Raw genomic sequence first — 13,289 nt, 5'->3', positions numbered from 1 at the left:
CCGGGATTTAAAAATGCATAAACCGTGGTGGTGAACGCGGGGCGAATATTACGGAATATTTCCCCGTGTAACAAGATATTTAATGTACCGTCCGGTTACTAAATTCTCTAAGCCTCTAAATAACCAGATATTTTTTAAGGTTACCGTCGAAACTACTTGAGCTGCAGGTTGCGGGCATTTTGTTTGTAGGAGCGAAGCTTGCTCGCGAAGAATGGTCGGACAACGCGATCATTCCGGCAGCTCGCGTTATCGTTGACGTCCATCGCGAGCAAGCTTCGCTCCTACAGAAACCAGCGGTACTCCCGTGCACTGATGTCGTGCATGAATGCCAAATGGTCCTGACGCTTGTTCTCGCAGTACACATCGACAAACTCCGCCCCCAAACCTTCACGCAGTTGCGGGTTGCCCTGCATGGACTGCACGGCTTCCAGCATTTCCAGCGGGAAATCAATGCCGCTACTGCGGTCGTCATTGAGCGGTGCAATCGGTTCGCGACCGCTCTCCAAACCTTGTTCCAATCCCACCAGTATCGCGGCGAGCACCAGGTAAGGGTTGGCATCGGCGCCGGCAAGGCGATGTTCGATGCGCAGGTTTTTAGTGTCCGATTCCGGCACCCGCAGGCAGGCGTCGCGATCTTCAAAGCCCCAACTGGCGCGCGATGCGACGTTCACTGTGCCGCTCAAACGGCGCATCGCATTGTGATTTGGGGCAAAGATCGGCATGCAATGGGGCAACACGTCCAGGCAACCGGCCACTGCGTGACGAAGCGCTTGTTGCCCGTTCGCCGCCAAGAGGTTGTTGCCCGCTTTGTCGTAAAGGCTCACATGCACATGCATGCCGCTGCCGGGGTGCTGCAAGTACGGTTTGGCCATGAAGCTGGCGCGATAGTTGTGCTTGAGCGCCACACCACGGGTACTGCGGCAAAACAACGCCGCCCAGTCGGCCGCGCGCAAACCGTCATCGAGGTGGCCGAAATTGATTTCGAACTGACCAGGGCCCAGTTCGGCGGTGATCACCGTGGCATCGATGCCTTGCATCCGTGCGGTCTTGACCATTTCATCGAGCACCGGGGCAAATCGCGAGAGCCGTTCGATGTGCATGTTTGGCTGATCATCGGTGTCGCCGGTCAGTGGATCGCGGGCGAACTGCGGCAAGCCATCACGCAAGTGACTATCGAACAGATAGAACTCCAACTCGAACGCCACGACGGGGAAGATGCCTTTGCGGCCAAGCCGATCCAGTACCTGTGCCAGCACCTCCCGTGGTTCGAAGACGATCGGTTTTTCCGTGCCGTCGGAGGTGATCAGCATCTGCCCCAACGGTTCTTTTTCCCAACTCACCAACTTGAGTGTGCCGGGGACCAGGCGCCGTTGCGCATCCGGATCGCCGTCGTTGAAGCAGTAGTCGCCGATCTTGAACAGCCCGCCCTGAGTGCCGAGCAACACGCAGTTCTGCGGCAACTTTAGCGCGCTGCCAGCCGCCACTTTTTCCAGCATCTCGATCGGGTAGCGCTTGCCGTAGAAATGCCCCGGGATGTCCAGGGAGATCAGGTCGACATAGCGCACGTCGGGGTTGCGCTGGCGGAATCCACGTACTTCGGCCAGCAGATCAGAGCACACAGCATCCATCGTTTTGTTCCTTGTTGTTTTATCAGGTGTAAACCCAAAGCACGCGGGTCGGTTGGTCCGAGAGGTTGCCGTAGCGGCAATGGGCATGACTGGCCAGCTGGAAACTGTCACCAGCGTGCAAGGTCACCGGCTCGTCGTTATCCAGCCACAGCGTCAATTCGCCCTCCAGGACATAACCGCCCTGCTCCGAGCTGTCTTTCATATGCCGGTCACCGCTGCTGGCGCCGGGCTCCAGTTGACTTTCGAGCATGGAAAAGGACGCGCGCATTTTCGGCGAGACCAGGATGTCGGTGATTCCGTCGGCGTAATACAGCGTGCGACGTTCATCCGGCCGTGTCACCCAAGGCAAGGCCATGGGTTTGGGCAGGCTGTAGAAATAGGTGGTTGGCACGCCGAGGGTTTCGCTGATGGCGGTCAAGTCCGCCACCGTCGGGCGGGACAACCCGCGCTCGACCTGCGATAAAAAACCCACGGAGCGGCCGATTTTGTCCGCCAGGTCTTTCAGGGTGTATTTTTTGTGTTTGCGCAGGTCCTGGATCAGGATCGCCAGCGCCGAAATCTCTTCTTGCATGTCCATCTAAAGGCTTCCAGAAAATGCCGTTTCAAATGCTGTCGCGCAGCCGGTACCAGGCTTTGCCGATGGCTTCCAGCGGCGCTGCCATGTATTTGCCACCGGGAAAGCTGCCGTTGCTCAACCCTTGATACAACGCCAACTCGTCCGGCTGACCGAGTATTGCATCGCTGACTGCCCGCGCCCCGGCCAGGGTTGGCAGTACGCCGTGCCCGGAGTAACCCTGCAACCAGTACAGGTCGCCGCGTCGACCGATGTCCGGCGTACGTTTGAGGGTCAGGTCGATGTGACCGCCCCAGGCGAACTCCAGCTCGACACCTTTGAGTTGGGGGAACACACGTTCCAGACAAGGCCGGGTTGCGCCGGCGATGTCCTTCGGCATGCCACCCAGGTAGGTGCAGCCACCGCCGAACAGCAGCCGGTTGTCGGGTGTGCGCCGAAAATAATCGAGCACGAACTGGTTGTCGGTGACGCACACGTTGCTCGGAAGAAGCGCAGTCGCCTGCGCCTCGGACAGTGGCGCGGTGGCTACCTGATAGGTGCCGACGGGCAACACGCAACTCGCCAGCTGCGGATCGAGTCGATCCAGATAGGCATTGCAGGACAGTACCAACACGTGCGCACGAATACGACCGTGTTCTGTGGTCACCACGTACCCGTCGCCGTCCTCGTGATAACTCAGGGCTTTGCTTTGTTCATGAATGACGCCGCCGGCCCGCTCGATCGCGGCGGCCAGGCCCAGCGCCAGTTTCAGGGGATTCAAGTGCCCACCTTCGGGATCGAACAGGCCGGCCTGATAACGCTCACTGGCAACCCATTCGGGCAGCTGATTGCGCTCAATGAATTGCAAACCATCGTGCCCCCATTTATGGCTGGCCTCGTGCTGCCATTCGGTCAACAGGCTGACCCTTCGTGGCATCACCGAGGTCCAGAGGTGCCCGGCGCGGTAGTCGCAATCGAAACCATGGCGTGCCGGCAGTTCACGCAACTCCCGCGCCGCCCAGCGCATTCCGTCCCACAGTCGTCGTGCGCGCTCATAGCCGAGCGCAGCTTCCAGCGGCGGCATGTCACAGGACCAGCCCAGAATCGCCTGCCCGCCATTACGTCCCGAAGCCGCCCAGGCTACGCGGCTGGCTTCTAGCAATGTCACGCGTTTGCCGGCCAAGGCCAGGCGCAAGGCGGTGTGTAATCCGCTGAAGCCGGCGCCGATGATCAGCACTTCGGTGCTTTGCTCGCCCTTGAATGGCGGACGATTTTTTACCTGATCGGCGCAGGAATGGGCGTAATAGCTGGCGACGTGTTGGGTGGATTGCTGAAACATTACCGGCTCCGTGAAATTTTATAGTTTTAATTTCATGAAAAAATACATGATAAATTTCATGCGGGCAATGGTTTGATGCCGATCGGATGTGGGTACGCGTAGCCCCTGTAGGAGCCGGCTTGCTGGCGAAGACTGAGTACCATCCAACATCAATACCGACTGACCCACCGCTATCGCGAGCAAGCTTTGCTCCTGCAGGCCCCGTAAACACTGACTTAAAGTCCAACGCCGCGCGTTTATCGGAGCGCAGAAAAAGCTCTTGCAAACTATGTATTACGGTATACCATCAGACCTACAAATAGATAAAAACCGCGTCACACCACCCGAGGACCGTCCAATGATCGATGCCGCCATCTATAAACAAGTCATGGGTTCGTTCCCGTCCGGCGTGACGGTGATCACCACGCTCGATGACGACGGGCAAATCGTCGGCCTGACTGCCAGCGCCTTCAGTTCATTGTCCATGGACCCGGCATTGGTCCTGTTCTGCCCCAACTACAGCTCAGATTCCTACCCGGTACTGATCAAGAACAAACGCTTTGCCATTCACGTGTTGTCTGGCGGCCAGCAGAGCGAAGCCTATGCCTTCGCCCGCAAAGGCAAGGACAAGGCGCTGGGGATCGAATGGACGTTGAGCGAGCTGGGCAACCCGATCCTCGCCAACGCAACGGCGGTCATCGAATGCGAGTTGTGGCGCGAATATGAAGGCGGCGACCACGCAATCATGGTCGGCGCGGTGAAGAACCTGATCGTGCCCCGGCATACCACCGGCCCGCTGGTTTATTGCCACGGCAAGATGGGTGCTTTGCCGGTTGTTGCTTGATCCCAGAGTCAACGCATTCCCTGTAGGAGCGAGCTCGCTCGCGATGGACGTGAACGATAACGCGTAGAACCAGATACCCAACTGCGCCTACGGTTTTTTCGCGAGCGAGCTCGCTCCTACAAGTAAGCGGAAAATTTTGCAGACACTTCGTATTATGGTATACCAACAATCAGCAGGCCCGCAGTCGACAGGCCAACAACAAAAGATCCGAGGTAGCGTCATGAAATTTTCCCTGTTCGTACACATGGAACGTTGGGACGAAAGCGTCAGCCACCGTCAGCTGTTCGAAGATTTGACCGAACTGACGCTGATGGCCGAGGCCGGTGGTTTCAGCACCGTATGGATCGGTGAACACCACGCCATGGAATACACCATATCGCCAAGCCCGATGCCGCTGCTGGCCTACCTGGCCGCCAAGACCACCACGATCCATCTGGGCGCAGGCACCATCATTGCGCCGTTCTGGCATCCGCTGCGGGTAGCCGGTGAATGCGCGCTGCTGGATGTGATCAGCAACGGTCGCATGGAAGTCGGCCTGGCTCGCGGCGCCTATCAGGTTGAATTCGACCGCATGGCCGGCGGCATGCCGGCATCGAGCGGCGGCCAGGCATTGCGCGAAATGGTTCCGGTGGTGCGCGCACTGTGGCAAGGCGACTACGCCCATGACGGCGACATCTGGAAATTCCCGACCTCCACCAGCGTGCCCAAGCCGATCCAGCAGCCAAACCCGCCGATGTGGATCGCTGCCCGCGACCCCGACTCGCACAACTTCGCCGTGGCCAATGGTTGCAACGTCATGGTTACGCCGCTGATGAAAGGCGACGAAGAAGTCCTCGACCTGAAGAACAAATTCCAGACCGCGCTGGACAACAACCCGGACGTACCGCGCCCGCAATTGATGGTGCTGCGTCATACCCACGTGCACGCAGTCGATGATCCCGAGGGCTGGAAAGTCGGTGCCAAGGCGATCGCGAAGTTCTACCGCACCTTCGATGCCTGGTTCGGTAACAAACAAACCCCGGTCAACGGCTTCCTGGCGCCGAGCCCGGAAGAAAAATTCGTCGGCCGTCCGGAGTTCGAACTGGAAAGTCTGCACAAGACCGCCATGATCGGTACCCCGGAAGAAATCATTCCACGCATCAAGTACTACCAGGAACTGGGCGTTGATGAGTTCAGCTTCTGGTGCGACAACAGCCTGCCCCACGCGGAAAAGAAAAAGTCCCTGGAGCTGTTTATCAAGCATGTGGTGCCAGCGTTCCGCTGAACGCCCCCACCTTGTAGGAGCGAGCTCTGCTCGCGATGGACGTCAACGATAACGCTCCATGTCTGAATGATTGATCGTTCCCACGCTCTGCGTGGGAATGCATCCCGTGACGCTCTGCGTCACCATTGCGCAAGTCTTGAGTCCTGCGTCGTCAGCGGAACGCAGAGCGTCCCTGGCGGCATTCCCACGCAGAGCGTGGGAACGATCATCATCTTGATCGTTCCCGCATGTATCGAACTGTATCTACAGACCCGCCCGATACATAAGGTTTCACCCACCTATTTTTCTGAAACAGACCAGACACCTCACCGCGCTTAACTGTGAACCGCGGTTTGAGGCAGTCATCGCTCCCGACAAGCTATACCTGTCGAAGCAACTTCCCGTGCAAGCCCACCTAACTCATCGTTTGCAAGGAGATCTCCACCCATGAATGTGCATTTTTTGAAAAGTAACCCCGACAAAAAACGCCGCCACCTGGTGAGCTCCTCCGTCCTCGCTTTCACCCTGATGCAGCTAGGTGCACTGGCCGCCACCAACGCGCAGGCCAGCGACACCGCACCTGTGGCAGCCAAGACCACAACCGCCGCCCAAACCCCGTTCGGCCCGCTCAAGCATGTCAACGCCGGTTTACTCAGCGTGGCCTACGCCGAAACCGGCCCCGCCAACGGCCCGGTGGTGATTCTTCTGCACGGCTGGCCTTACGACATTCACAGCTATGACCAAGTCGCGCCACTACTCACGGCAAAGGGCTACCGGGTGCTGATGCCTTATGCTCGGGGTTATGGCGATACGCATTTCCTGTCGGACAAAACCGTACGCAACGGCCAACCCGCCGCACTGGCCAGTGATGTCATCGACTTCATGGACGCACTGAAAATCAAACAGGCCGTACTCGGCGGCTACGATTGGGGCGCGCGTTCGGCCGATATCGTTTCGGCGCTCTGGCCGGAGCGGGTGAAGGCGCTGGTTTCGGTCAGCGGCTATCTCATTGGCAACCAGGAAGCGGGCAAGAATCCGTTGCCGCCAAAAGCTGAATTGCAATGGTGGTACCAGTTCTACTTCGCCACCGAGCGTGGTCGTGCGGGCTATGAAAAGAACACCCACGACTTTGCCAAGTTGATCTGGCAGCTGGCTTCGCCAAAGTGGGCGTTCGATGACGCCACCTTCGATCGCAGCGCTGGTGCACTGGACAACCCCGATCATGTCGCCATCACGGTCTTCAATTACCGCTGGCGCCTGGGCCTGGTTCAGGGCGAAACCAAATATGATCCGTTAGAGCAGACACTCGCCAAGGCCCCGTCCATCAGCGTGCCGACCATTACCATGGAAGGCGACGCCAACGGCGCACCGCATCCCAAAGCCGAGGACTTCCGCCAACGTTTCACCGGCAAGTATGAGTACCGGCTCATCAGCGGTGGTATCGGCCACAACTTGCCGCAAGAAGATCCGCAGGCCTTTGCCAAGGCCATCGTCGACGCCGATCACCTTTGATATCAAAACTCCGAGCCGTACGGCTGCCGTCCTTTCTCGAAAACTGAATGAATGCTTCTGAATTATTCAGTTTTCGAAACGCTCGCTCATGGCTACCTTGGCCGCATGTCTGGCAAGCACTTGGGCTGCGATCTTTTGATCCAACGAGGCTCGTTAAAAGGCAACTTATTAATACGACTCGAGGTAAGTCCCATGTCTGAACAAACCCTGGCTGTACACGCCCCCTACAACGGCGCGGTCGTCGGTCATGTGGCCATTTCCACCGAGGCCGATGTCGAGCAGGCGTTGACTGTCGCACACGGCCTTTTCCGTGACCGTGACCAGTGGCTGTCCAAGCCTCGGCGTATTGAAATCCTCCACCGTGCCGCCGAGTTGATCGGTGAGCGCAAGGTCGAGATCGCGACTCAAGCCGCCAGCGAAGGCGGCAAGCCGCTGAAGGATTCGCTCGCCGAAGTCGAGCGCGGCATCGACGGCATCCTCAACAGCATCGAGGTTTTGCGCAGCGAGGGCGGCCACGTGATCCCCATGGGACTGAATGCCGCCTCGGCCAACCGTGTGGCGTTCACGCAGTTCGAGCCGATCGGCGTGGTCGCGGCCGTCTCGGCGTTCAACCATCCGTTCAACCTGATCGTGCATCAAGTGATACCGGCCATCGCCGTCAGCGCACCAGTGATCGTCAAACCCGCGGCCAACACCCCGCTCAGTTGCCAGACGCTGATCGATATCCTGGCCGAGGCCGGTCTGCCCAAAGGTTGGGCACAGATGGTGCTGCCGACCGACAACGCCATCACCGGCAAACTGGTGTCCGACCCACGGGTGGGTTTCTTCAGTTTCATCGGCTCGGCGGCGGTGGGCTGGATGCTGCGCTCGACCCTCGCACCGGGCACCCGCTGCGCGCTGGAACACGGCGGTGCAGCACCGGTGATGCTTACCGCCGATGCCGACCTCGACGACGCACTTCCGCGCATCGCCCGTGGCAGCTTCTTCCACGCCGGACAGGTCTGCGTAAGCGTGCAACGGATTTTCTGCCACCGCAGCATCGCCGAACAGGTCGCCGTGCGGCTGGGCCAGATGGGCGACGCCATGGTGGTCGGTGACCCGACCGACCCGCGTACCGATGTCGGCCCGCTGATCGCTGAACGCGAAGTGAACCGCGTAAGCCAATGGGTGAATGACGCCGTCGCCGGCGGTGCACGCCTGATCAGCGGTGGCCGCGCACTGGACAACAACTGCTATGCGCCAACCGTACTGCTGAACCCGTCCATCGATTCAAACGTGATGCAAAAGGAAGTGTTCGGCCCGGTGGTGGCGGTGTATGCCTACGACACCCTGAGCGACGCGATCCAGTTGGCCAACGCCCTGCCCTACGCCTTCCAGGCCGCCGTATTCACCCAGAACCTGGACACCGCCATGCAGTGCTACCAGGACCTGAACGCCACGGCGGTGATGGTCAATGAAAGCACCACGTTCCGCGTCGACTGGATGCCGTTCGCCGGGGCGAGCCTGTCAGGACATGGCGTGGGCGGGATTCCTCACACCATGAAGGACATGCAGGTCGAGAAGATGATGGTCTGGCGCTCTCGGGCTGTGCGGGGTTGAAAACCGGCTCTCACCTGTTGGCCAAAAGCTGAAGCACGGCTTGTTCAATAGCTCAGGGGTGTAGATCGACACCCGTACCTGTAGGAGCCGGCTTGCTGGCGATGGCGGTGTATCAGGCAATGCAATGTTGACTGGACTGCCGTCTTCGCCAGCAAGCCGGCTCCTACAGGGGGAGGCGTACCCACTTCAGGAGCCGATGTAACCGAACATCATGGCCGGCGCAATGCTCGCCGCACCTCTCGACGTAGCGTAACGCTGACTCGGCAATGGCACCTCTTGAGGTACCCGCTACACTCTTTGGCTCCGCTGCAAGAGCGGCCAAACTCTCGTTTCCTGATCTGGAGGTACGTCATGAGCGACAGCAGCGAACTCAAGACTTTCACGGGCTGGGCAGCAACAGCCGCCGGCGCCCCGCTGGAGCGTTATAGCTACGATCCCGGTCCCTTGGGTGAAGAGGAAGTTGAAGTCGCCGTGGAGTATTGCGGCGTCTGTCATTCCGACCAGTCGTTGATCGACAACGAATGGGGCGTCAGCCAGTACCCCTTTATCCCGGGCCACGAGGTGGTCGGCCGTATCGTACGGATGGGCGCAATGGTGCGCGGGCTGGAAACGGGACAACAGGTGGGCATTGGCTGGTTCAAAGGCAGCTGCATGCATTGCGCCTCCTGCATCGAAGGCTCGCACCAGCTCTGCAACACAGCCAAGCCCACCATCATCGGCAGCAATGGAGGCTTCGCCGATCGGCTGCGTTCGCACTGGGCCTGGGCCCTTCCAATTCCAGAAGGCCTCGACCCGGCCTTGGCCGGACCGTTGTTCTGCGCAGGTTCCACGGTGTTCAACCCGCTGGTGCTGTTCAACGTCAAACCCACTGACCGGGTCGGCGTCGTGGGCATCGGCGGCCTCGGTCACCTGGCGTTGCGCTTCCTCAACGCCTGGGGCTGCGAAGTCACGGCCTTCACGTCGTCATTGAGCAAGCAGGAAGAAGCCAAGCGCCTGGGCGCGCACAATGTCGTCGCCTCGACCGACAGCAACGCACTTAAGGCCATTGCCGGAACCCTGGATTTTCTGCTGGTCACCGCCAACGCCAACCTCGACTGGCCAGCCATGCTCGCCACCCTGCGCGGCAAGGGTCGCCTGCATTTTGTGGGCGTCGTGCCCGGCGCGATTCCAGTGCATGTGTTTGACCTGCTTCCCCAGCAAAAAACCTTGTCCGCCTCACCGGTCGGCTCGCCTGCCACCACGGCGAAAATGCTGGAGTTCTGCGCACGCCATCAGATCCAGCCGCAGGTCGAGCAGTTTCCGATGAGCCAGGTCAACGACGCCATCGATCACCTGCGCAGTGGCAAGGCGCGTTATCGCGTGGTGCTGGATGCCAGCAAGTAACGGGGGAAAACACGCGTACCTGTAGGAGCCGGCTTGTGGCGATGGCGGTGTATCAGACACTGCATTGTTGACTGGACCGCTACAAGCTGGCTCCTACAGGAGAGCGCTTGATTGCGCAGCCGCAACGGGCCTGCCTGCGATCCAATTGTAGGAGCGAGCCTGCTCGCGAAAAACTTCCAGACAACGCGATCATTCAGACAGCACGCATTATCGTTGACGCCCATCGTCGGAACGCCGCCCGGAGCGGGCTCGCTCCCACAGCAAAAACTTGCGAAAAGCGACGGTAGGCTAAGCTATGTTCAGCTAATTGCTCACGATGCTCGCGTCTGCAGGTTTTGGGTTGTTTCTGGAGAGCGTCTGCAACAGCTATTTCAGACAGGCCCAAACAATTTGCGCAGGACTTGCCGTGATGACCGAGCCCCTTCTCAGTTTTGACGCACTCAAGCGTGCGGCTGCCTCCGGCGAAATCGACACCGTTCTGGTGTGCATGGTCGACATGCAGGGGCGACTGGTCGGCAAGCGATTCCAGGTCGAATTTTTCATCGACAGCGGTCATGAAGAAACCCACTGCTGCAATTACCTGCTGGCCGACGACATCGACATGGAACCGGTGCCTGGCTACGCCGCCGCCAGTTGGAGCAAAGGCTACGGCGATTTTGTGCTCAAACCCGACATGCGCACCTTGCGCAAGGTGCCCTGGCTCGAGTGCACGGCGCTGGTGCTGTGCGATGTGCTCGACCATCACCATCGCCAGGACTTGCCCCACAGCCCGCGGGCAATCCTGAAAAAACAGGTCGAGCGCCTGCGTGAACGCGGCTACACCGGGATGTTCGCCTCCGAGCTTGAGTTTTATCTGTTCGACGAAACCTACGAGGCCATCCACGAGCGCAACTACCACAAGCCAAAAACCGCCGGGCACTACATCGAGGACTACAACATCCTGCAGACCACCCGCGAAGAACCGGTGCTGCGGGCGATCCGCAAGCATCTACAGGCCTGCGGCATTCCGGTGGAAAATTCCAAAGGGGAATGGGGCCCGGGCCAGGAGGAAATCAACATCCGCTACGCCGATGCCATGACCATGGCCGACCATCACGTCATCATCAAGCACGCCTGCAAAGAGATCGCGCAACTGCAGGGCAAGGCGATCACGTTCATGGCCAAATGGCGCTATGACGCCGCTGGCTCCAGCAGCCATATTCACAATTCGCTGTGGGATAAAAACGCGAAAAAACCGCTGTTCTTCGACGCCAAGGCCGAGTTCGGCATGTCGAAGCTGATGCGCTCCTGGGTGGCCGGGCAGCTCAAATATGCCAACGACATCACCTGTTTTCTTGCGCCCTACATCAACTCCTATAAACGCTTCCAGGCCGGCACCTTCGCACCAACCCGTGCGGTGTGGAGTTGCGACAATCGCACCGCCGGTTTCCGTTTATGCGCCGAAAGCAGCAAGTCCATTCGCATCGAATGCCGCATCGGCGGGGCCGATCTCAACCCTTATCTGGCCTTCGCCGCGCTGATCGCTGCGGGGCTGGCGGGCGTCGACGAAAAGCTCAGCCTAGACCCACCCTTCGAAGGGGATGCCTACGTCGACGAGCGACTGCCCGAAGTGTCCAAGACCCTGCGTGAAGCCAGCGCCGCCCTCAAGGGCTCGAGCATGTTGCGCGAAGCGTTCGGTGACGACGTGGTCGACCACTACGTACACACCGCCGAGTGGGAACAGAAAGAGTACGACCGGCGAATCACCGATTGGGAACTGCAGCGCGGCTTCGAGCGCTATTGAGATCTCCCTGTTTGTAAAAGAAGTCGAGAAAATCATGACTGCGAAGATTCAGCTCATATCCCCGGTCGACGGCCGGGTCTACGCCGAGCGTCAATGCGCCGACGTTATCCAACTCGAAAAGGCACTGGACGCGGCCGCATCCGCCCAGGCGCAATGGAAACGCCGGCCATTGAGTGAACGCGCGGTTTTTTGCAGTGCCGCAGTGGACGCGATGCTGGCCATGACGGATGAAATAGTCCCGGAACTGGCCTGGCAAATGGGCCGACCGGTGCGTTATGGCGCGGGCGAGCTGCGCGGCTTCGAAGAGCGTGCCCGGCATATGATCGCCATTGCGCCGCAGGCGTTGGCAGACGTTGAACCCACGCCAATCAACGGTTTTCGCCGACATATCAAACGCGAGCCGCTGGGCACGGTGTTGGTAGTCGCCCCGTGGAATTACCCCTACCTGACCGCCGTCAATACGATCATCCCGGCGCTGATGGCGGGCAACAGCGTCATCCTCAAACACGCGTCGCAAACGCTGCTGGTCGGTGAACGTTTTGCCGAGGCCTTTCGCCGGGCGAATCTGCCTGAAGGGTTGTTCCAGAACCTTGTACTCAGTCATCTCTATACGTCCGTCGCCATCACCTCTGGAAAGGTGCATCAGGTGAACTTTACCGGTTCAGTGGACGGCGGCAAGAACATGGAACACGCTGCCGTCGAAAGTTTCCTCGGCCTGGGCCTGGAGCTCGGCGGCAAAGACCCGGCCTACGTTCGCGCCGATGCCAACCTCGAATACACAGTGGAAAACCTGGTGGATGGCAGCTTCTTCAACTCCGGGCAAAGCTGCTGTGCCGTGGAACGGATCTATGTCGATCAGAAAATCTACCCGGTGTTTATCGAGCGCTTCGCTGCCCTGACTCGCCAATACGTGCTGGGTAATCCACTGGACGAAGCCACCACGCTGGGCCCGATGGTGAACCCGGGCGCGGCTGATTTTGTGCGCGGCCAGATCGCCGCCGCACTGAGCCAGGGCGCTAAGGCGCTGATCGGCCCACAGGACTTTGCCGTCGACGTGCCGGGCAGCGCCTACCTCGCGCCGCAAGTGTTGGTCGATGTCACCCATCAAATGTCGGTCATGCGCGATGAAAGCTTTGGCCCGGTGGTCGGCATCATGCCGGTGGCCAGCGATGAGGAAGCCATTGCCTTGATGAACGACAGTGAGTTCGGGCTCAGTGCGTCGATCTGGACCCAAGACCTCGCCGCCGCCGAACGCCTGGGCAACGAGATAGACACCGGCACCGTGTTCATGAATCGCTGCGATTACCTGGACCCGGCCCTGGCCTGGACCGGGGTGAAGAACAGTGGACGCGGCGTGACGCTGTCGCGTCTGGGCTACGAACACCTGACCCGAGCCAAATCCTTCCATTTGCGCCACGAGATCTGA

Annotated in this window: 10 protein-coding genes; 7 read left to right on the top strand and 3 right to left on the bottom strand. The window is 59.5% G+C overall.

Features of this window, described 5'->3' with window-relative positions:
- Positions 1-281: 281 nt before the first annotated feature.
- The 3 genes from CES87_RS19425 to CES87_RS19415 are packed head-to-tail and all read right to left on the bottom strand — an operon-like array spanning position 282 to position 3,520.
- Positions 282-1,628 carry a glutamine synthetase family protein gene (locus tag CES87_RS19425; RefSeq protein WP_128607387.1) on the bottom strand — a complete coding sequence of 449 codons (1,347 nt, stop codon included), beginning with the start codon at positions 1,626-1,628 and terminating at the stop codon, positions 282-284.
- A 22-nt stretch (positions 1,629-1,650) separates the two neighbouring features.
- Positions 1,651-2,205, bottom strand: coding sequence for a helix-turn-helix domain-containing protein (locus CES87_RS19420; protein WP_128607386.1), 555 nt, complete (start codon positions 2,203-2,205; stop codon positions 1,651-1,653).
- A 25-nt stretch (positions 2,206-2,230) separates the two neighbouring features.
- Complete coding sequence (locus tag CES87_RS19415) at positions 2,231-3,520, bottom strand: FAD-binding oxidoreductase (RefSeq protein WP_128607385.1); 1,290 nt, start codon at positions 3,518-3,520, stop codon at positions 2,231-2,233.
- A 337-nt stretch (positions 3,521-3,857) separates the two neighbouring features.
- On the opposite strand from CES87_RS19415, the gene CES87_RS19410 reads away from it, so the two are divergent.
- From CES87_RS19410 to CES87_RS19370, 7 genes are all read left to right on the top strand, one after another.
- The gene (locus CES87_RS19410) at positions 3,858-4,343 is read left to right on the top strand and encodes a flavin reductase family protein (protein ID WP_128607384.1); all 486 of its coding nucleotides are present in this window, start codon (positions 3,858-3,860) and stop codon (positions 4,341-4,343) included.
- Positions 4,344-4,563: 220 nt separating this feature from the next.
- Positions 4,564-5,607: an LLM class flavin-dependent oxidoreductase gene (locus CES87_RS19405; protein WP_128607383.1), complete on the top strand. Its 1,044-nt coding sequence runs from the start codon at positions 4,564-4,566 to the stop codon at positions 5,605-5,607.
- A 426-nt stretch (positions 5,608-6,033) separates the two neighbouring features.
- Positions 6,034-7,098 (top strand): alpha/beta fold hydrolase, encoded by a 1,065-nt coding sequence (locus CES87_RS19395; RefSeq protein WP_128607382.1) that lies wholly within the window; start codon positions 6,034-6,036, stop codon positions 7,096-7,098.
- Positions 7,099-7,290: 192 nt separating this feature from the next.
- A complete protein-coding gene (locus CES87_RS19390; RefSeq protein ID WP_128607381.1) occupies positions 7,291-8,697 on the top strand; it encodes an aldehyde dehydrogenase family protein in 1,407 nt (468 codons plus the stop codon).
- Positions 8,698-9,048: 351 nt separating this feature from the next.
- Positions 9,049-10,080 carry an NAD(P)-dependent alcohol dehydrogenase gene (locus CES87_RS19385; RefSeq protein ID WP_128607380.1) on the top strand — a complete coding sequence of 344 codons (1,032 nt, stop codon included), beginning with the start codon at positions 9,049-9,051 and terminating at the stop codon, positions 10,078-10,080.
- A 409-nt stretch (positions 10,081-10,489) separates the two neighbouring features.
- Positions 10,490-11,863, top strand: coding sequence for a glutamine synthetase family protein (locus tag CES87_RS19375; RefSeq protein WP_128607378.1), 1,374 nt, complete (start codon positions 10,490-10,492; stop codon positions 11,861-11,863).
- A gap of 34 nt (positions 11,864-11,897) precedes the next feature.
- The gene (locus tag CES87_RS19370) at positions 11,898-13,289 is read left to right on the top strand and encodes an aldehyde dehydrogenase family protein (protein WP_128607377.1); all 1,392 of its coding nucleotides are present in this window, start codon (positions 11,898-11,900) and stop codon (positions 13,287-13,289) included.

Source organism: Pseudomonas sp. ERMR1:02, assembly GCF_002277815.1.
Lineage (GTDB): Bacteria > Pseudomonadota > Gammaproteobacteria > Pseudomonadales > Pseudomonadaceae > Aquipseudomonas.
The sequence above is the reverse complement of the archived record's forward strand: the minus strand, read 5'-3'. Positions and strand labels throughout refer to the sequence as shown.